Genomic DNA, 19,129 nt, shown 5'->3' with positions numbered 1-19,129 from the left:
ATCATTGTCCTTTGGGCGAGGCCGGAAATGTCGGGCTTGCGGGGGCCGGGGGCGCGTTGGCGGAAGAGGGCGATGCAGGCGGCGGCAAGGCGCCAGCTTCCGGCAGCCGTCCGCCGAGCGCGCCCTGGAGTTCGGTTTCAGCCACCCAGTACTCGCGCAGCGCGTCGAGATAGCCATTCACCGCGCCCACCTGCTCGCGTGCATCGGCCAGCAGTTCGAATACGCTGACCAGCATGCCGTTGTAGCGCAGCAAGCCCTCGTCGGAGATGCGCTTGCGCAGCGGCACCACTTCGTCGCGGTAGTGCCGCGCGATGTCGTAGCGCGCCTGGTAGCCGGCATAGCTCTCGCGGACTTCCGAGCGGGCATTGATGGCGCTCTCCGCCAGCCGGCTGGCGGCTTGCATATAGACCGCTTCGGCGCGGGCCACGCGGGCGCCGCCCCAGTCGAACAGCGGGATCTCGATATCGATGCTGTAACCCGTTTCACGCGGCTTGGCGGTCTCCGAGTTGCTCAGGTAGCTCACATCGAGCACGCTGATAAAGCGCGTCGCCCTGGTCAGGCCAAGCGAGCGTGCCAGGCTGTCCAGCTGCAACCGGCCGGCTTGCAGGTCAAGCCGGCCGGCAATGGCAAAGCCCTCCAGGTCGGCCAGCGCGGGCCTGGCTTTCGGCAGGTCCGGCAAGCGCTCGGGGAGCCGGTATTGCGCGCCGGTACCCCACAGGCCAAGGCGGCGCGTCAGCTGCTCGCGCGCTGCCAGGGCCTGCTGGCGCGCACGCGCGAGTTGGGTGGCGGCGTCGGCATAGAAGGCTTGCTCGCGCGCGTGATCGAGCGCGCTGACGTTACCCGCCCTCGCGAGGTCGCGAGCGAACAGCGCGCCTGTCTCGGCAGCATTCTTCACCTGCTCGGCATAGCGTGCCGACTGTTCCGCGGCGACCGCATTGACGAAGGCCTTGCGCGTTTCCAGCGCTTGCCGCAGCAAGGTGTCGGCCACGGCCAGCCGGGTTTGGGCAAAGCGGTCCTGTTCGATGCGGGCCGCCAGCGGCAGCACCAGCAGGTTCATCAGGCCGACCGAGATGGCGCGGTCGATCTTCAGGTCGTCGCCCTGGCGCTTGCGGCTGAAGGAAAAGCCAGGGTTGGGCAGGCGCGTGGCCTGCACGTATTCGGCCTCGGAGATACCGAGTTCGGCAAAGGCCGCCTGCAAGCCGGCGTTGTTGAGCAGCGCGATCTGTACCGCGCTGTCGGCATCGAGCGGCTGCGCCAGCAAGGCCTGGGTGCGCTCGAAGACGGCGGCGCGATCCTCATCGGAGCGCACCCAGAGGGCATCCTTGCCGAGGCGTTCGCGCGCGGCGGTGGCCGCGGTGCCGAAGCCGCCATCGGGGGTAAATCCGGCGCAGCCGGCCAGCAGCAGGGCGCAAGCCGCTGCCGCCAGCCCGGGCCGGAATGGCAATCGGAGAGACATGCGGCGCCCTTAGTGGTGGCGGCCGTGGCTGGCGCTCGCCTGCCCGGGCGTGGCAGGCTTGCCGGCGGGTATCGGCGCGCCGGCGCTTGGCGCGTCCTTGCTTGCCGGGGGCGCGACCTGGGCATTGGACTCCCGCCATGGGGCGATCGGCTGGGCCTGGAACGGCACGTAGCCGGCGAGCACGTTCAGTGCCGGCAAGGGCGGCACGGATGCGCCGGGGTCGAGCGGATTGGCGGCAGGTGCGCTGGACTGGGCCGACGACAAGGCCGGCCCGAGCAGCAGGCAAGCCGCCGCGAAAATGCGGACGAAATGCATGACAACCTCAGTGTTCGTGGGGGGGCGCGGTTAGCGGCGCGGGGCAAAACGAACGGGGGATGAGCGTGCGCTGGGCGCACCTCGGGTGTCAGCAGCGTGCGGCGGGCGGGCGGTACGAGGGCGAGGGAAGGAAACCGGTATAGGCGGCCAGGGCGGCTGCCGGTGTGGCATGGCCGTGGCTGGCCAGGGCGAGTTCAGGCAGGATCGTGGGCATGACCGCCCCGAGCGCACAGGCGGCACAGGCGCTGCAGGCCCCACCGGCGCCGTGGCTGGCGTGGTGATCCTGCGGGCCGGATTGGTCGGCGATGTCTGTCACGTCGGCCTGGTCATGCGCCGGGTCCACGGCGTCATGGCAATGCGCGCTGGCATGGCTGCCAAGCGCATCCTCCGCCTGCGATTTCATTGCCGCATGACGTAACATCATCGATGTCATGGCAGGCGAATCGGTCGGCAGCCCGTGGGATGCCTGCACCGACTGCGCCGCGCTGCAGACCATCATGACTGCCGCCGCGACACCCTGTGCGGGCAGCGCGATCATGGCGAGACATAGCAGGAAGGAGCTCAGGAGACGTTTCATCGGGGCAGGAAAATGGCAGCCGTTATTGTACCTGCATTGAAAGGTGCGAAAGCGTGACGCGAACATGACAAACCTGTCATCTTTTGCCGCGGCGGGTTTTCCTCGTATAGCGTGTCGGTCTTGCAGGGCCGCCCGATAACCGGCGGATGGCCGGCGGATGCCCGGCAGATGGCTCGGAGTGAATGGAAATGCGCATATTGATTGTTGAAGACGAACCCAAGGCAGGCGACTACCTGCGCAAGGGCCTGACTGAATCCGGTTTCGTGGTGGACCTGGCACGCGACGGGGTGGACGGGCTTGCCCATGCGCGCGGCCAGGAGTACGACCTGATCGTGCTGGATGTGATGTTGCCGGGCATGGATGGCTGGCAGGTGCTCCAGGAACTGCGGCGCGAGCGCGATACGCCTGTCTTGTTCCTGACCGCGCGCGACGAGCTCTCGGACCGCCTCAAGGGCTTGGAGCTGGGTGCTGACGACTATATGGTCAAGCCCTTCGCTTTTGCCGAACTGGTCATGCGCATCCGTACCATCCTGCGGCGCGGCCCCTTGCGTGAAAGCGAGCTGATCGAAGTGGCGGACCTGCAGATCGACAGCGTCAAGCGGCGTGTCACCCGCGACGGGCAGAAGCTCGAGCTGACCTCCAAGGAGTTCGCGCTGCTGCAACTGCTGGCGCGCCGCAGCGGCGAAGTGCTGTCGCGTTCGCTGATCGCCTCGCACGTATGGGACATGAATTTCGACAGCAATACCAATGTGGTCGATGTTTCTATCCGCCGGCTGCGCGCCAAGGTGGACGATCCCTTCCCCCGCAAGCTGATCCACACCCGCAGGGGCATGGGCTACGTACTGGAAGAGGAGGCCCTGTGAGCCGGGCGATGTCAGAGGCCGCGTCTTGATCCGCGCTGTACTGCGCCTGCCGGCATCGCTCACGGCACGGCTTGCGTTGGCCTATGGCGCCGCCACCGTGGCCATCCTGGTGGCCGTAGGCACTTACCTGGCGAGCGCGCTTGCCGCCCAGTTGCAGGATCGCGACGAGAGCGAACTGGTCAGCGAAGTCCTGCTGGTGCGGCACCTGCTGCGCGAAGTCAGTTCGGAGGAGGAGATCCGGGCCGACACACATCGCTTTGCCGATCTCGCGCTGGGCCATGAAGGCCTGATCCTGCTGGTACGCGGCAGCGAGGGCGCGCCGCTGGTGAGCCTCAATCCGCGCCATGAACCGGTGCCGGTGTTGTCCGTGCTGCCTGCCGAGACGCACCCCGACAAATCGCGGCTGCACACCTGGTACCCGCGCAATGGCGTTGCTTCGCGCGGCATCTCCGCGCTTGGGCAACTGGGAGATTCCGATCGCGCAGTCGAGATTGTGGTGCTGCGCGACGCAGGGTACCGCGTCGCGCTGATGAAGGCATACCAGACCCAGATGCTCTGGGCCACGCTGTGCGGTGCGGCGGTGGCGGCCGGCTTGGGCTACCTGCTGGCCAGGCGCGGCTTGCGTCCGCTCAGGCGCATGGCCGAGGACGCCTCGGCCGTCACCATGAGCCGGCTTGCCACGCGCCTCGATGCCGGGCAGGCGCCCACCGAACTGCGCGCGCTGGTGGCTGCGCTTAACGACATGCTCGCGCGCCTGGAGGATGGCTTTCGCCGGCTCTCCGAATTCTCGGCCGACCTCGCGCATGATTTCCGCACCCCCATCAGCAACCTGATCGGCCAGACCCAGGTTACGCTCGGCCAGAGCCGCCCGGTGCAGGAGTACGAAAACCTGCTGGAGTCCAACCTGGAGGAATACGAGCGCCTGGCCCGCATGATCGAGAACATGCTGTTTCTCGCGCGTGCCGACCATGCGCAGGTGGCCATGAAGGTGCGCGAGCTGGACGCGAGGGCGGAGCTGGACAAGGTGGCCGAGTACTACGAGGCCGTTGCCGCGGACCGCGATATCAAGGTGCAACTGGCGGGGCAGGGCAGCGTGCATGCCGACCAGACCTTGCTGCGGCGCGCGGTGACCAACCTCGTCGACAACGCCCTGCGCCATGCCCCCGCCGGCAGCGCCGTGGATATCCGGGTGGCGGCGGACGCCCATGCCACCAGGATCCGGGTGGGCAACGGCGGTGGCGGGATCGCCCCGGAGGCGCTGCCGCATGTATTTGGGCGCTTCTACCGGGGAGATCCGGCGCGCAGCAATTCGGCGGCCTCCACCGGGCTCGGGCTGGCCATCGTCGACACCATCATGCGCCTGCATGGCGGCAGCGTCAGCCTGCGCAGTCTGCCTGGCGAGACGGTGGCTGAGCTGACGTTTCCGCTGATGCCTCAGGCGACAGGCGCGCGGCCGGCCAAGGTTTGAAGGTTAAGGGACGAAGCGCAGGGGAGCCGCTTGTGCGGAGCTACGTCGACGGTTCTTCCCTGACAGGCCAGGCCGCGCGCAAGGTGGGGTCATCAGACCCCGGCCACGCAGGCCCGTTTGAAGGGGCCTGTGTGGACTTCCCCAGGTCTTAGCCGTTCGGCAACGCTGGCGCCGGATCCGCACCGGCCAGGCGTTCGTTGCCAGCTTCGCGCACCTGGCCAGCCTCGTCCTCATCTCGCCGATGGGCCAGCCGGTAGAGCACCGGCAGCACCAGCAAGGTCAGCGCGGTGGAAGACAGGATGCCGCCGATCACCACCGTGGCGAGCGGGCGCTGCACTTCAGCTCCGGTTCCGGTGGCGATCGCCATCGGGATAAAGCCCAGCGATGCCACCAGCGCCGTCATCAATACCGGGCGCAGCCGGGTCAGCGCGCCAGTGTGGATGGCTTCATCCAGCGGCTTGCCTTCTTCGCGCAGGCTGCGGATGAAGGACAGCATGACCAGTCCGTTGAGCACCGCCACGCCGGACAGGGCGATAAATCCCACCGCCGCCGAGATCGACAGCGGAATGCCCCGTAGCCACAGCGCCAGAATGCCGCCGGTGAGCGCGAAGGGGATGCCGGTAAAGACCAGCAGGCCATCGCGCATATTGCCGAACATGGCAAACAGCAGCACGAACACCATCAGCAATGCCACCGGCACCACGATCTGCAGCCGCGTGGTGGCGGATTGCAATTGCTCGAAGGTGCCGCCCCAGGTGACCCAGTAGCCGGCGGGGATCTTGGCCTGGCGATCGAGCGTGGCCATGGCATCCGGCACGAAGGTGCCTACGTCACGCCCGCGCACATTGGCGCTGACCACGATGCGGCGCTTGCCGTTCTCGCGCGAGACCTGGTTGGGGCCGGGGGCGAGGGTGAGCGTTGCCACTTCGCCCAGCGGGATGTAGCTGGCGCTTGCCGTGGTTCCCTTGGGCAAGGGAATCGGCAGGCGCCGCAGCGCTTCCACATCGGCGCGGATGCCTTCCGGCAGGCGCACGCCGATATTGAAGCGGCGGTCACCCTGGAAGAAGATGCCGGCATCGCGCCCGCCGACGGCGATGGCCACCGTGTCCTGCACGTCGGTCATATTGAGTCCGTAGCGGGCCGCGCGGGCACGGTCCACGTCCACCGTGAGCACCGGCAGGCCGCTGGTCTGCTCGACCTTGACTTCGGTCGCGCCGGGGATGGATTGCAGCACGTTGGCGACCTTTTGCGCGGTATCCTCCAGCACGGCGTTGTCGTCGCCGAAAATCTTCACGGCCACGTCGCTGCGCACCCCGGAGATCAGTTCGTTGAACCGCAACTGGATCGGCTGCGAGAACTCGTACTTGTTGCCGGGGATGGTCGCCAGTTCGGCCTCCATCTCCGCCAGCAGTTGCTCGCGCGTCTTGGACGGGTCGGGCCACTTTGCCCACGGCTTGAGCATGATGTAGCCGTCGGACGCGTTGGGCGGCATCGGGTCCGAGGCGATCTCGGCGGTGCCGGTGCGGGCGAACACGCGCTCGATCTCGGGGAACTTCTCCTTGAGGCGCGTTTCGATCTGTTGCTGCATCGCGAGCGACTGCGTCAGGCTGGTGCCGGGAATGCGCAGCGCCTGCACGGCGAAATCGCCTTCGTTCAGGTTGGGGATGAACTCGCTGCCCAGGCGCGTCGCCACCAGGCCGCTCAGCAGCACCGCCACGGCGGCAAGGGTCAGCACCACCGGTGTGTTGGCGATGGTCTTGCCGAGCATCGGCGCATAGGCGCGCTTGGCCCACAGCATCAGGCGGTTTTCCTTCTCGGCCACCTTGTCGCCGATAAACAGCGCTACCGCCGCAGGCACGAAGGTCACCGACAGGATCATGGCCCCGATCAGCGCCAGCACCACCGTCATTGCCATCGGGTGGAACATCTTGCCCTCCACGCCGGTCAGCGCAAAGATCGGGATGTAGACGATCATGATGATGAGCTGGCCGAAGATCAGCGGCCGGCGCGCCTCCCTGGAGGCGGCAAAGACTTCGTGGAAGCGTTCGCTGCGGGTGAGCGGGCGGCCGTGCTGTTGCTGGGCATGCGCCAGCCGCCGCACGCAGTTCTCCACGATCACCACCGCGCCATCGATGATGATGCCGAAGTCCAGCGCGCCCAGGCTCATCAGGTTGGCACTGATCTTGTAGGTCACCATGCCGGTGAACGTAAACAGCATGGATAACGGGATCACCAGCGCGGTGATGATGGCGGCGCGCAGGTTGCCGAGGAACAGGAACAGGATCACGATCACCAGGATCGCGCCCTCGACCAGGTTCTTCTTGACGGTGGCGATGGCGCGGTCGACCAGCACTGTGCGGTCGTACACCGTGACGGCCTTGATGCCCGCCGGCAGGGAACGGTTGATGGCAGCCATGCGCTGGTCTACCGCTTGCGACACGGCACGGCTGTTCTCGCCGATCAGCATGAAGACGGTGCCCAGCACTACCTCGCGCCCGTTGTCCGTAGCGGCGCCAGTACGCAGTTCACGCCCGACTCCCACATCGGCCAGGTCGCGGATGCGGATGGGCTGGCCTTGCGCGCTGCCGACGATGATGTCGCGGATATCGTCGATGGACTTGACCTGTCCCGGAGCGCGCACCAGGTATTGCTCCCCGCGCCGTTCGATATAGCCGGCGCCCACGTTGGCATTGTTTTTCTCCAGCGCCGCTACCACGTCCTGCAGGCTCAGGCCGTAGGAAGCCAGCCTTTCCGGGCTTGGCGTCGCCAGGTATTCCTTGGCGAAGCCGCCGATGGAGTTGATCTCTGTCACGCCTGGCATGGTGCGGAGCTGAGGCTTGATGACCCAGTCCTGGATCTCGCGCAGATCGGTCGGGGTGTACGGCGTGCCGTCGGCCTTCCTTGCGCCGTCCTCGGCTTCCACCGTCCACAGGTAGATCTCGCCGAGCCCGGTCGAGATCGGACCCATCTGCGGCGCCACGCCCGTAGGCAGGTTCTGCGCGGCTTCCTGGATGCGCTGATTGACAAGCTGGCGCGCGAAGTAGATATCGGTGCCGTCCTTGAAGATCACCGTCACCTGGGACAGGCCGTAGCGCGACAGCGAACGGGTTTGCTCCAGCCCGGGCAGCCCGGACATGGCGGTTTCGATCGGATAGGTGACGCGTTGCTCGGTTTCGAGTGGCGAGTAGCCTGGCGCGGACGTGTTGACCTGCACCTGCACGTTGGTGATGTCGGGCACCGCGTCGATGGGCAGCCGGCTGTAGTTGTAGATGCCGAGCGCCGCCATGGCGAACACGGCCAGCAGCACTAGCCACCGCTGCTCGATGGCAAAGCGGATCATTCGTTCAAACATGATGGTGTCTCCGCTTAGTGGCTATGCTCGGCGCCGGCCTTGCCCAGCTCGGCCTTGATCACGAAGCTGTTGTCGGCCACGTACTTCCAGCCGGCTTGCATCCCGTTCGTGATCTCGACCAGCTTGCCGTCGCTGCGTCCGGTCTTGACCGGTTGCGCCAGGAAGCCGCCCGGCACCGCAACGAACACCACCTGCTGCTCGCCATTGCTTTGCAGCGCCTGGGCGTCGATGGCCACTGGCACCTCGGCGCTGGAATCGGTCACGCCCACGGTAACGAACAAGCCGGGACGCCAGGCCATCTTCGGGTTGGGCAGGGTAACGCGGGCCGTGGCCGTGCGGGTTTGCTGGCCCAGCAGGGATCCGACATACGAGACAGTTCCCTCGGCCTTGCCGTCGAAGGCGGTCGAGGCGATCTTCACCTTCTCGCCGACGCGCACGCGGTCCAGGTCCTTGGGCGCGATCACGAATTCGGCCCATACCGTGCTCAGGTCCGAGATGATGAACACGTTGGCGTCAGCTGCCACGGCTTCGCCAAGCGCCAGGTGCTTCTCCACCACGGTGCCGTCGAAGGGGGCGCGCAGCTCGAAGCGGTTGAGCGACTTGCCGCCTGCATTGCCGCTGGCGCCGATGGCGGTCAGCTTCTGCGTGGCGTTTTGCGTGGCGATGCGCGCCTCCTGTAGCGCGGTGCGCGCCGCCAGGTAGTCCTGCTCGGCGGAAATCTTGTCTTCCCAGAGCTTCTTCTCGCGCTGGAAGGTCGATTCGGCCAGTTCCAGGCGCTTTTGCGCGGCCAGCAGTTCGCTGCGCTGGTCGGACAGCGCGGTGCTGGCCAGCACCGCCAGCAAGTCGCCTTTTTTCACTTGCTGCCCAAGGTTGGCCGACACGCTTTCCACCACGCCGGCTACGCGCGGCACCACGTGGGCGGTGCGGTCCTCGTTGAAGCGGATCTCGCCGGGGAAGGAGACTGTTGCCTCGATACGCTCAGGCCCGGCGGCGAGCAGCGTGAGCCCGGCGCCCTGGATCTGCCCGGGCGTCATCTCGACGCGGCCTTCTTCCTTGCCGAGCTTGATCGCGATGGGCGCATTGCTGCCCGGCAGCGTCACATTCAGGCTGGCATCGAACGCGTGCGGTTCCTCGATTGTGGCTTCGCTTTGCAGGTAGGACCCGGCGGGCCGGAAACCCAGCGGTTCCTTCTCGCCGGTGAGGCGCTGCAGTTGCCCCGACACCTTGATGCCCGCCGGCGCCACCGCCTTGCCGCCTTGCGCGACCCAGATCCGCATGCGCGGGCCGCCTTCACTGGCGCCGGCTTCGGCCACCAGCACTTCCACGCTGGCATCGCCTTGCTTGAACAGCTGTCCGCCATTGGGGCCTGTGCTGCTTTCGTGATGCTCGCCGTCGCCATGTGCGGCGGCGTCGTCGTGCGCAGAGCCGGCTTTGCCGTCGTGATGCTCGCCGTCGTTGTGGGCGGCGGCCTCTGTATGCGCGCCGTGTCCGCCTTCGGCCGCGCTGTTGCCGCGGCCGGTGAAGATCAATGCCGCGCCTGCCAGCGTGCCGCCGGCCAGGATGATGGCGATGCTCGTTCTTTGCTTGCTGCTGATTGCCATGATGGGTTCCTTTGACTCAACGGCCAAGAATGCGGTCGATGGTAGTGGCGGCCTGGTAGGCGGTGGCGACCACGCCGAGATAGCGGATGCGCGCCTGGAACCAGGTGCGCTGCGCATCGAGCACGTCGAGGAAGTTGAACTTGCCGGCTTCGAAGCCGCGCGTGGCGGCCTCGTAGGCCTGTTGGGCGGCAGGCAGCACGGTGCCCTTGAGGGATTCGGCCGAAGTCCGGGATACGGTCAGTTGCCGCGCGGCTTGCTGCAGTTCATTGGCGAGCCGCACCTGCGTCGCGCGGTACTCGTCGGCGGCCTTGTCGGCCTGGCGCATGGCGGCGTACAGATTGCCCTGGTTGCGGTCGAACAGCGGCAACGGCAGCGACACGCCCAGCACTGGCATGGTGCCGCGATCGGAACTGTTGTCGCGCTTGCTGCCCAGGCTGACGGTCAGGTCTGGATACTGGCGGCTGCGTTCCACGCCAATGATGGCCTGCCGCCGCTCCAGCTCCAGCCGGCTGTTCGCCAGTTCCGGCGCGCTGTCCAGCGCTTGCGTCAGGATGGCGCCGTCGGGGCGCGCGGGGAGGGTGTCCAGATTGCCGGTGGCCTCAAGGAAGCGGGCTTCGCTGCTGCCCCACAGGCCAGCGAGGGCCTGCCGCGCTACGGCCAGCGCGGCCTCGGCGTCGGCGACTTCGAGCTCGGCATTGGCCTGTTCGACGCGCGCCTTGCTTTCCTCGAGCGGCGCGATCTTGCCGGCGGCCACGCGGCGGGCCGCGGCCAGCGCGCCCTTGGCGGCGATGTCGGCCGAGCCCCGCGCAAGCCTGACGCGCTCCTGCGCGATAACCACCGCAAAGAAGCCGCCTACAACGGCGGCGCGCAAGTCGGTGCGGGTCGCGCCCAGTTGCGATTGCGCGAGTTCGCGCGCTTTCTGCGCCGCGCCGATCCGCGCGGAGCGCTTGCCGCCAAGTTCGACCGGCAGGTTGACCTGGGCCGTTGTGGTGCGTGTGTCGCGGCGGTTGTCCTCGAACAGCACCGCGACTTCCGGGTTGGGGATGGTGCGCGCCTGCATGATGCCGCCCTCGGCAGCATCAAGTTCATGGCCGGCTGCCGAGAGCGTGAAATTGCGTCCGGCCGCGAGGGCGAGCGCATCTTCCAGCGTTAGCCTGCCGGCAGGCTCCGCGATTTGCCGGGCCGCCTGTGCAGCGGGGAATGGCGTGGTCGCCGCGTTCTGGGCGAACGCGGAAGGGCTGAGCAAAGCTGCCGCCAGCCCGAGCGGCATCACAAGTGTTCTCATCGAATTTCACCGGGAAAAAGCCAGGGAAGTTCGGCGAGACGAGAGTCTGGAGGTAAAGGGAGTCGTCTCGCCGGTCAGACGGCGAGAGACCACTGCGGGCGGTCGGGGGTGGCGCCGGGCGCCGACAGGTAGGACGCGGCAAGCGCCCGGTAGCTGATGGCCACGCCGTGATGCGAGGCGGTCGCGCCGAGGTCCGGCAGGACCAGCTGGGCGCTGGCAAAGTGGCAGACGGCGCAGTCGAGATCGGGCAGCTTGATATTGCCCTTGCCGTCCTTGCTGTCGGTACTGCCGTGCTGGGTGACCTTGCCCTGGTGGGCGTGGCTATGGTGGCCGAAATGCCAGTTGTCGCTGGCCGCGGCGATCGTGTTGTCCTGGGGTGCGCTTTCGTGATGGCAATACGCCGCTGCACCGGCCCAGGCGAACTGGAGCGGCAGCATGATGGCGAAAAGCAGGATCAGGAAACGTCGCATGCGGCGGATTATATAGGCAGGAAGCATGACCCTTGTGCGACTGTGGCTTAAGACTGTGGCTTAACACCTGGCGCAAGAGGCAGCGGCAGGTGCCGTATCGGGTCAGCCGCTTGCATTCAAGCCGGGTGCGAGTGCGTGCCGCCAGCGAGGTTCCCTGCAGAGGCGCCGGATGTTGCACTTTGAGGATGATTCACAATGCGCTTGACCCTGTAGTCGCTCCAGGGTCTTAAATGGGCGGTAAGCAATAACAAGCAGGAAAAACCGCCATGCCTAGCGCCACGCCAGACCAAGCCTCGCTTCGTGACCAGAAGGGTGTCAATCACGGGCATTCACACGCACATGATCACGCGCACAAGCACGGGCACGAGCACGGGCATGTGCACCAGCATGGCCATGATCACGATCACCGCGCCCAAGCTGGCAGCCCGGCGTGTTGTGGCTGCGCCAGTGCGGCGCCTGCGGCTCTCGTTTCGGTCCCGGCAGGCGCCGCTGCGGCCAGCTATCGCATCGATGCGATGGACTGCCCCACGGAAGAGACCCTGATCCGGAACAAGCTGGGCAGCATGGCCGGCGTGGCGGCGCTGCAGTTCAACCTGATGCAGCGCGTACTGACGGTGCACCACACGCTGGATTCCCTGGAGCCGGTGGTGCGCGCCATCGAGAGCCTCGGCATGAAGGCCGAACCGCTGTCGGAGCAGGCGGCGGAGTTGCCACAGCAAGCCGCCAAGCCGTGGTGGCCGCTGGCGCTGGCCGGCGTGGCCGCGCTCGGTGCGGAGGTGGTGGGATGGCTGCAAGTGCCTGCCCAGGATTGGCTGGCCCCCCTGTTGGCACTGGCGGCCGTGGCCATGGCCGGGCTTGGCGTCTACAAGAAGGGTTGGATTGCACTGTCCAACGGCAACCTGAATATCAATGCGCTGATGAGTATCGCCGTCACCGGCGCCATGCTGATCCGGCAATGGCCGGAGGCCGCCATGGTCATGGTGCTGTTTGCGCTGGCCGAGCGCATCGAGGCGGCATCGCTGGATCGCGCCCGCAATGCCGTGCGCGGCCTGATGGCGATGGCGCCGGAGCGGGCCACGGTGCGGCAGCCGGACGGCAACTGGCTGCCGGTGGATGCCCGCGCGGTGCCCATCGGCGCGCTGGTGCGGCTGCGTCCCGGCGAACGTGTGGCGCTCGACGGCCGCGTGCTGCGTGGCCAGTCCACGCTGGACCAGGCACCGATCACCGGCGAGAGCGTGCCGGTGGACAAGGCCGTGGGCGATGCGCTGTTTGCCGGCACCATCAACCAGGCAGGCGAGCTGGAGTACGAAGTCACGGCGCCGGCCAGCGGGTCCACGCTGGCGCGCATCATCCACGCGGTGGAGGCGGCGCAAGGCAGCCGCGCGCCCACGCAGCGCTTTGTCGACCGCTTTGCCCGCATCTACACGCCGCTGGTGTTCCTCTGCGCCGTGCTGGTGGCCGTGGTGACGCCGCTGGTGCTGGATGGCGACTGGAGCGCCTGGATCTATAAGGCGCTGGTGCTGCTGGTGATTGCCTGCCCATGCGCGCTGGTGATCTCTACGCCGGTGACCATTGTCAGCGGGCTGGCCGCGGCCGCGCGGCGCGGCATCCTGATCAAGGGTGGTGTCTACCTGGAGCAAGGCAAGGATCTTAAATGGCTGGCGCTGGACAAGACCGGCACCATCACGCATGGCAAGCCGGCCCAGACCGATTTCCAGCCACTGGGCGAGATCGCGGCGGCCGGCGCGGCGGCCAGCGAGAGGGCGCGCGTCATCGCGGCCAGCCTCGCGGCCCGCTCCGACCATCCGGTCTCCATGGCCGTGGCGAACGCCGCGCGCGCCGAGGGCCTTGCGGTGCTGGAAGTGCAGGATTTCGCGGCGCTGCCGGGTTACGGAGTCAGCGGCAGCGTGAACGGCCGCGCCTACTACCTGGGCAATCATCGTATGATCCACGACCGCGGACTGTGCTCGCCGGATCTGGAAGCCACGCTGGAAGCGCTTGAGCGGCAAGGAAAGACTGTCGTGCTGCTGGGTGCCGACCACGGCGTCGAGGCGCTGTTCGGCGTGGCGGACACGGTCAAGGACAGCAGCCGCCAGGCGGTGGCGGAGTTGCGTGCGCTGGGCGTCAAGACGCTGATGCTCTCAGGCGACAACCCGCATACGGCCCAGGCCATCGCCGCGCAGGTGCAGATCGACGAGGCGCGCGGCAATCAGTTGCCGCAGGACAAGGCGGATGCCATTGCGGCGCTGAGCGTGAAGGGGGCCGAGGGTGGCGAGGGCGGCGGCAAGCGCGTGGTCGTGGGCATGGTGGGTGATGGCGTCAACGACGCGCCCGCGCTGGCCCGCGCCGATATCGGCTTTGCCATGGGCGCCGCCGGGACCGACACGGCGATCGAGACCGCCGATGTGGCGCTGATGGATGACGACCTGCGCAAGATCCCGGCGTTTATCCGGCTGTCACGTCAGACGTCGGCCATATTGAAGCAGAACATCACCCTGGCGCTTGGTATCAAGGCGGTGTTCCTCGCGCTGACGGTCATGGGCATGGGCACCATGTGGATGGCGGTGTTCGCCGACATGGGGGCGAGCTTGCTGGTGATGTTCAACGGCTTGCGCCTGGCGAAGGCAGGGCGCGCCTGAAAACGGACGCGCCCCCTGGGAAGGGGGCGCGAGAATCCTTTTGTCCTTTTGCCGTGGTATCAGGGCTGGATGATCACCTCGCCGCTGCGGCCTTCGATAGCGCCCCAGGTAACAGGCGCCGTCGGCAGGCTGGCAGGATCGAGGTGCCGGTAGAACGTGCCCATCGATACCAGTTCATGCCCTTGCGCGCGCCAGCCATCCAGCAGCCGGTTGAACACTGGCGCAAGTTTCCCGCCTTCCAGTTCCGTGTGCAGCGTGAAGACATGGTCGCGCTCGCCTTCGCTCAGGCGCAGCACGGCCTTGTGGACGTTGTCCTCGGTCAGGTCGTCCACGCCGATGAGTTCGTCCAGCGTTGGCAGCGTGGTGGGCATCTGCACATGGCGGCATGCGACGCCATCGACGGTGGGGATGTACGGCGCGGTGCCGCGGCCGTCGGAGGCATACGCCATGCCCCAGTCGTCGATCTGGCGGAAGGCATCATCGTTCATCTGCCAGCCGGCGGCGCCATGCGTGGGCGGCGCTTCGCCGAAGATCTCGACGTAGCGGTCGAACGCGCTCTGCATCTGGCGCCGGGTCCAGGTGGCATCGCGCTCGCGCACGTTGTCCTGCCAGTAGACATGGTCCCAGGTGTGGATGCCGCATTCGTGTCCCGCCGCACGCGCCGCGCGCATACCGGCCGCGCCTTTGCGGCCGATGTCGGGGCCGGGCAGCAGCACGCCATACATCAGCGTGCGCAGTCCGTAGTTCGACACCACCGAGGTGCGCGAGACTTTCTTCAGGAAGCCGGGCCGGAACACGCGCCGCAGCGCCCAGCCGGTATGGTCCGGGCCAAGGCTGAAGAGAAACGTAGCCTCGGCCCGCACGCGGGCCAGCATGGAGAGCAGCGCCGGCACGCCTTCGCGGGTGCCGCGCAGCGTGTCGACGTCGACCTTGAGGGCGATACGGGCCATCGGGTGCTTGCGCTCAGTTGGCCGAATCGACCAGGGTGCGCGCTTCCACGACCTTGCCGCGGTAAGCTTCGAAGATGGCGCGCAGCGCGTCTTCCATGCTGACCTCGGGTTTCCAGTCGAGTTCTTCCACGGTGTTGTCGATCTTCGGCACGCGGTTCTGCACGTCCTGGTAGCCCTTGCCATAGAAGTCGCCGGAGGACGTTTCCACGATCTGGGTCTTCTTGGCTTCTTCCGCGTATTCGGGGTAGTCGCCGGCCATCTTCAGCATCATCTCGGCCAGTTCGCGCACGGAGTGGATATTGCGCGGGTTGCCGATGTTGTAGATCTTGCCGGTGGCAACGCCGTTCGGATTCTCGATGATGCGCATCAGGGCGCTGATGCCGTCGGTGACGTCGGCAAAGGCACGCTTCTGCGCGCCGCCGTCCACCAGCTTGATCGGTTCGCCGCGCACGATGTGGCCCAGGAACTGGGTCACCACGCGCGAGGAGCCTTCCTTCGATTCGAAGATCGAATCCAGGCCGGCGCCGATCCAGTTGAACGGACGGAACAGCGTGTAGTTGAGGCCCTGCTCCATGCCGTAGGCGTGGATCACGCGGTCCATCAGCTGCTTGGAGCAGGCATAGATCCAGCGCGGCTTGTTGATCGGGCCGCAGATCAGCTCGGAGGATTCCGGATCGAATTCCTCGTCGTGGCACATGCCGTACACCTCGGAGGTGGACGGGAACACCAGGTGCTTGCCGTACTTCACGGCGGCGCGCACGATCGGCAAGTTGGCTTCGAAGTCCAGCTCGAACACGCGCAGCGGCTGGCGCACGTAGGTGGCGGGGGTGGCGATGGCCACCAGCGGCAGCACCACGTCGCACTTGCGGATGTTGTACTCGATCCACTCCTTGTTGATGGTGATGTCACCTTCGAAGAAGTGCATGCGCGGGTGTTCGATCAGGTCGCCCAGGCGGTCGCTGGACATGTCCATGCCGTAGACTTCCCACGGCGTGGTTTCGAGAATGCGGCGCGTCAGGTGGTGGCCGATGAAGCCGTTGACGCCAAGAATCAGGACCTTTTTCATCGGTTTTCCTCTTTGGACAATGCGGTAAGAAATACGGAAAGCGCGTCTGCCGGGACCGGGGCGGCGGTGCCGCCATCGTCCAGCAGTTCGCGTACAAGGATCACGCCGCCATCGCCGCACACGCCGACGATCTGCCCGTCGATCACGTGCAAGCCCGGGCGGGCGGCGCTGGCGGACTGGAACAGGGCCGCCTGCGGGCGGCGAGCCTGGGCCACCACGAAGCGGCGTCCGCCGATCTCGGTGAAGGCGCCGGGATAGGGCGGCGCTACCGCGCGGATCAGGTTATACACCTGCGCGGCGGGTTGCTGCCAGTCGATGCGGCCGTCCTCGGGCTTGCGGCCCGAGAAGTAGCTGCCTTCGGCCAGCCGGTTGGGCAATTGCGGCGTGTTGCCGGCCATCATGGCGGGCAGGGCGCGCCACAACGTTTGCTCGGCGGCGACGGTCACCTTCTCGAAGACTTCTCCTGCGGTGTCGTCGGGAAGGATCGGCACGGAGGTCTGGTCAACGATATAGCCGGCATCCGGCTTGGCTTCCATGGCGTGCAGCGTGGCGCCGGTCTCGGTCTCGCCGTGCAGCACCGCCCAGTTCACCGGCACGCGGCCACGATACCTGGGCAGCAGAGAGCCGTGCATATTGAACGCGCCTTGCGGTGCCAGCGCCAGCACTGCCGCGGGAATCATCGCGCGGTAGTAGAAGGAGAAGATCACGTCCGGGCGCGCGGCGGCCACCGCGGCGGCCAGCGCCGGGTCGGCCGGGTCTTCGCCGTACATGACGGGCAGGCCGAGTTCGGCGGCGGTATCGGCAACGCGGCGGAACCAGATGTTCTCATCGGGGCGGTCGCGGTGGGTGATCACCAGCGCCACCTCCACGCCGCGCGCGCGTAGCGTGCGCAGGCAGCGGTCGCCGACGTTGTGATAAGCGAAGACTACTGCGCGCACGAGGGCTCCGGTTTCTTTTGCTGCTCCGGGCTGCCTTCGAGCACGGCCTGGATGCGGTAGCGCGGACGGTTGCGCACCTCCTGGTAGATGCGCCCGATGTATTCGCCCAGCAGGCCGATGCCGAACAGCATGATGCCCACCAGGAAGAAGTTGAAGGCGAGCAGGGTGAACACACCCTGCACTTCCGCGCCGAGAACAAAGCGCCGTACCAGCAGCACGGCCACCAGGCCGGCGGATGCCAGCGAAAGCAGCGTCCCGATGGCGGAGAACCACTGCAGCGGCACGATCGAGAAGCCGGTTACCAGGTCGAAGTTCAGCCGGATCAGCTGGAACAGCGAGTACTTGGATTCGCCGGCGTGGCGCTCCTCGTGCTCCACCACGATCTCGACCGGGTTGGACGAGAAGGTATAAGCCAGCGCGGGAATGAAGGTGTTCACCTCACGGCAGGCGTTGATGGTGTCGATGACGTTGCGGTCGTAGGCGCGCAGCATGCAGCCCTGATCGGTCATCTTGATGCGCGTGATGCGCTCGCGCAGCCGGTTCATGGCGCGGGAGGCAATGCGCCGGAAGGCTGTGTCGTTGCGCTCGCGGCGGATGGTGCCGACGTAGTCGTGGCCTTCGCGCATGGTCGCCACCAGCCGCGGGATTTCTTCCGGCGGGTTTTGCAGGTCGGCGTCGAGGGTGATCACGATCTTGCCGCGGGTGTGCTCGAAGCCGGCCAGGATGGCCATGTGCTGGCCAAAGTTGCCGTTGAACAGCACCACGCGCGTGACGTCCGGGCGCTGATGGAACTGGCTGGCAAGGATCTGCGCCGAACGGTCGCGACTGCCGTCGTTGACGAAGATGACCTCGTAGCTGCAGCCGAGTCCGTCCATTGCCGGGTAGAGCCGGTCGAACAGGGCTTGCAGGCCGTCTTCCTCGTTGTAGACAGGGATAACGACCGAGACTTCGACTGGGCTCATTTGAAGAGGCGTTTGCATGTTTCGCTAAGAGTTGCGCATACCCGCTCCACATCGGCGGCTTGCATGGCGGGGAACATCGGCAGCGTGACGATGCCCCGACCGATGCGTTCGGCATGCGGCAGCATGCCTTCGCGCCAGCCCAGGGAGCGGTAATAAGAAAACAGGTGCAGGGCGGGGTAGTGCACGCCGGTGCCGATGCCACGCTCGCGCATGGCTTCCATCACGGCGTTGCGCCCGCCTTCGATACGTTCGGCTGGCAGCACCGCCTGGAACATATGCCAGTTGGTGGTGGCCAGGTCGCCGTCGCGCGGCAGTGGCAGTTCGATGCCGAGTTCGGTCAGGCCGCTGTCGGCCGCACAGCGGAAATAGGTTTCCGCCAGTTCGGCGCGGCGCGCGGTGATGGCGTCCAGGTGGGCGAGCTGCGACAAGCCGATGGCGGCGTTGACATCGGTCAGGTTGAATTTGCCGCCGGGCTCCTCCACGTCCATGCCGTCCATGCCGGTGCGGATCACGCCTTGCAGGCGCAGGCGCTCGGCGCGCTCGGCTTCCTCGGGCGAGTTCATCACCAGGCAGCCGCCTTCGACGCTGGTGATGTTCTTGTTGGCCTGGAAGCTGAAGCTGACGAGGTCGCCGAAGGCGCCGATGCGCTGGCCGCGCCAGCGCGAGTCGATGGCCTGGGCGGCGTCTTCGATCACGCGCAGATCATGCTTGCGGGCGATTGCGTAGAGACGGTCCATGTCCACCGGCAGGCCCGACAGGTAGACCGGCATGATGGCGCGCGTGCGCGGCGTGATGGCGGCCTCCACCGCGTCAAGATCGATATTGCGCGTGCGCGGGTCGATGTCGACGAAGACGGGCCTGGCGCCCACCGTGATCACGACATTGGCCGTGGCCACCCAGGTAATCGGGGTGGTGATGACTTCGTCGCCGGGGCCGATATTGGCCACGCGCAGCGCGATTTCCATCGTCGCCGAGCCATTGGCGAAGGTGCGCACGGGGCGGCCGCCGAACAGCGCGGACAGGGCGGCCTCGAAAGCGTGCATCTTGGGGCCGGAGGTGATCCAGCCCGAGGCCAGCACCTTGCCGACCTCGGCGATGGCATCGGCGTCAATATTCGGCTTGACGAAGGGCAGGAAGGCTTGCGCAGCGGTAGCGGTCATGGCGATCAGGCTCTTGGTACGGGGTGG

General features: G+C 66.8%; 15 protein-coding genes. 3 read left to right on the top strand and 12 right to left on the bottom strand.

The window, feature by feature from the left end:
• Nucleotide 1: 1 nt before the first annotated feature.
• The 3 genes from ACZY0R_RS01590 to ACZY0R_RS01580 all read right to left on the bottom strand — a co-directional run bounded on the left by ACZY0R_RS01590 (nt 2) and on the right by ACZY0R_RS01580 (nt 2,348).
• Nucleotides 2-1,456, bottom strand: a complete 1,455-nt coding sequence (locus ACZY0R_RS01590) for a TolC family protein (RefSeq protein WP_488856828.1) — start codon at nt 1,454-1,456, stop codon at nt 2-4.
• 9 nt (nt 1,457-1,465) lie between these two features.
• Nucleotides 1,466-1,771, bottom strand: a complete 306-nt coding sequence (locus ACZY0R_RS01585; protein WP_488856827.1) for a hypothetical protein — start codon at nt 1,769-1,771, stop codon at nt 1,466-1,468.
• Between the two features lie 88 nt (nt 1,772-1,859).
• Nucleotides 1,860-2,348 carry a hypothetical protein gene (locus ACZY0R_RS01580; RefSeq protein WP_488856826.1) on the bottom strand — a complete coding sequence of 163 codons (489 nt, stop codon included), beginning with the start codon at nt 2,346-2,348 and terminating at the stop codon, nt 1,860-1,862.
• A 188-nt stretch (nt 2,349-2,536) separates the two neighbouring features.
• On the opposite strand from ACZY0R_RS01580, the gene ACZY0R_RS01575 reads away from it, so the two are divergent.
• Nucleotides 2,537-3,211: a heavy metal response regulator transcription factor gene (locus tag ACZY0R_RS01575; protein WP_488856825.1), complete on the top strand. Its 675-nt coding sequence runs from the start codon at nt 2,537-2,539 to the stop codon at nt 3,209-3,211.
• Nucleotides 3,212-3,236: 25 nt separating this feature from the next.
• The gene (locus ACZY0R_RS01570) at nt 3,237-4,679 is read left to right on the top strand and encodes a heavy metal sensor histidine kinase (protein ID WP_488856824.1); all 1,443 of its coding nucleotides are present in this window, start codon (nt 3,237-3,239) and stop codon (nt 4,677-4,679) included.
• Between the two features lie 148 nt (nt 4,680-4,827).
• Here the strand turns inward: ACZY0R_RS01570 and ACZY0R_RS01565 are convergent, their stop codons facing one another.
• The 4 genes from ACZY0R_RS01565 to czcI form a co-directional block, all read right to left on the bottom strand.
• Nucleotides 4,828-8,031: a CusA/CzcA family heavy metal efflux RND transporter gene (locus ACZY0R_RS01565; RefSeq protein WP_488856823.1), complete on the bottom strand. Its 3,204-nt coding sequence runs from the start codon at nt 8,029-8,031 to the stop codon at nt 4,828-4,830.
• A 14-nt stretch (nt 8,032-8,045) separates the two neighbouring features.
• The gene (locus tag ACZY0R_RS01560; RefSeq protein WP_488856822.1) at nt 8,046-9,632 is read right to left on the bottom strand and encodes an efflux RND transporter periplasmic adaptor subunit; all 1,587 of its coding nucleotides are present in this window, start codon (nt 9,630-9,632) and stop codon (nt 8,046-8,048) included.
• 16 nt (nt 9,633-9,648) lie between these two features.
• Nucleotides 9,649-10,917 (bottom strand): TolC family protein, encoded by a 1,269-nt coding sequence (locus ACZY0R_RS01555; protein WP_488856821.1) that lies wholly within the window; start codon nt 10,915-10,917, stop codon nt 9,649-9,651.
• 74 nt (nt 10,918-10,991) lie between these two features.
• On the bottom strand, nt 10,992-11,387 hold the full coding sequence (gene czcI, locus ACZY0R_RS01550) for a cation efflux protein, CzcI family (protein ID WP_488856820.1): 396 nt from the start codon (nt 11,385-11,387) through the stop codon (nt 10,992-10,994).
• 266 nt (nt 11,388-11,653) lie between these two features.
• On the opposite strand from czcI, the gene ACZY0R_RS01545 reads away from it, so the two are divergent.
• The gene (locus ACZY0R_RS01545; RefSeq protein ID WP_488856819.1) at nt 11,654-14,026 is read left to right on the top strand and encodes a heavy metal translocating P-type ATPase; all 2,373 of its coding nucleotides are present in this window, start codon (nt 11,654-11,656) and stop codon (nt 14,024-14,026) included.
• A 59-nt stretch (nt 14,027-14,085) separates the two neighbouring features.
• On the opposite strand, the gene ACZY0R_RS01540 is transcribed toward ACZY0R_RS01545, so the two are convergent.
• Genes ACZY0R_RS01540 through ACZY0R_RS01520 form a run of 5 tightly spaced genes read right to left on the bottom strand, consistent with a single transcriptional unit; the run spans nt 14,086 to nt 19,102 of the window.
• Nucleotides 14,086-14,976, bottom strand: coding sequence for a polysaccharide deacetylase family protein (locus ACZY0R_RS01540; protein WP_488856818.1), 891 nt, complete (start codon nt 14,974-14,976; stop codon nt 14,086-14,088).
• 13 nt (nt 14,977-14,989) lie between these two features.
• Nucleotides 14,990-16,042, bottom strand: a complete 1,053-nt coding sequence (locus tag ACZY0R_RS01535) for a bifunctional UDP-4-keto-pentose/UDP-xylose synthase (RefSeq protein WP_488856817.1) — start codon at nt 16,040-16,042, stop codon at nt 14,990-14,992.
• Nucleotides 16,039-16,980, bottom strand: a complete 942-nt coding sequence (locus ACZY0R_RS01530) for a formyltransferase (RefSeq protein ID WP_428178305.1) — start codon at nt 16,978-16,980, stop codon at nt 16,039-16,041. Before ACZY0R_RS01530 ends, ACZY0R_RS01535 begins: the two co-directional genes overlap by 4 nt.
• Complete coding sequence (locus tag ACZY0R_RS01525; RefSeq protein WP_035862864.1) at nt 16,968-17,960, bottom strand: glycosyltransferase; 993 nt, start codon at nt 17,958-17,960, stop codon at nt 16,968-16,970. Before ACZY0R_RS01525 ends, ACZY0R_RS01530 begins: the two co-directional genes overlap by 13 nt.
• A complete protein-coding gene (locus ACZY0R_RS01520) occupies nt 17,939-19,102 on the bottom strand; it encodes a DegT/DnrJ/EryC1/StrS family aminotransferase (protein WP_488856816.1) in 1,164 nt (387 codons plus the stop codon). Before ACZY0R_RS01520 ends, ACZY0R_RS01525 begins: the two co-directional genes overlap by 22 nt.
• Nucleotides 19,103-19,129 lie beyond the last annotated feature (27 nt).

The sequence above is a fragment of the Cupriavidus sp. F041 genome (genome assembly GCF_057814235.1).
Note: the sequence above shows the minus strand (reverse complement) of the source record. Positions and strands in the feature narration are given on the sequence as shown.

Bases quoted from the DNA above. Each gene is read 5' to 3' on its own strand.
- ACZY0R_RS01565 (WP_488856823.1), bottom strand. From the start codon at position 8,031: ATGTTTGAACGAATGATCCGCTTTGCCATCGAGCAGCGGTGGCTAGTG.
- ACZY0R_RS01525 (WP_035862864.1), bottom strand. From the start codon at position 17,960: ATGCAAACGCCTCTTCAAATGAGCCCAGTCGAAGTCTCGGTCGTTATC.
- ACZY0R_RS01545 (WP_488856819.1), top strand. From the start codon at position 11,654: ATGCCTAGCGCCACGCCAGACCAAGCCTCGCTTCGTGACCAGAAGGGT.
- czcI (WP_488856820.1), bottom strand. From the start codon at position 11,387: ATGCGACGTTTCCTGATCCTGCTTTTCGCCATCATGCTGCCGCTCCAG.
- ACZY0R_RS01585 (WP_488856827.1), bottom strand. From the start codon at position 1,771: ATGCATTTCGTCCGCATTTTCGCGGCGGCTTGCCTGCTGCTCGGGCCG.
- ACZY0R_RS01540 (WP_488856818.1), bottom strand. From the start codon at position 14,976: ATGGCCCGTATCGCCCTCAAGGTCGACGTCGACACGCTGCGCGGCACC.
- ACZY0R_RS01560 (WP_488856822.1), bottom strand. From the start codon at position 9,632: ATGGCAATCAGCAGCAAGCAAAGAACGAGCATCGCCATCATCCTGGCC.
- ACZY0R_RS01555 (WP_488856821.1), bottom strand. From the start codon at position 10,917: ATGAGAACACTTGTGATGCCGCTCGGGCTGGCGGCAGCTTTGCTCAGC.
- ACZY0R_RS01590 (WP_488856828.1), bottom strand. From the start codon at position 1,456: ATGTCTCTCCGATTGCCATTCCGGCCCGGGCTGGCGGCAGCGGCTTGC.
- ACZY0R_RS01535 (WP_488856817.1), bottom strand. From the start codon at position 16,042: ATGAAAAAGGTCCTGATTCTTGGCGTCAACGGCTTCATCGGCCACCAC.
- ACZY0R_RS01580 (WP_488856826.1), bottom strand. From the start codon at position 2,348: ATGAAACGTCTCCTGAGCTCCTTCCTGCTATGTCTCGCCATGATCGCG.
- ACZY0R_RS01520 (WP_488856816.1), bottom strand. From the start codon at position 19,102: ATGACCGCTACCGCTGCGCAAGCCTTCCTGCCCTTCGTCAAGCCGAAT.
- ACZY0R_RS01575 (WP_488856825.1), top strand. From the start codon at position 2,537: ATGCGCATATTGATTGTTGAAGACGAACCCAAGGCAGGCGACTACCTG.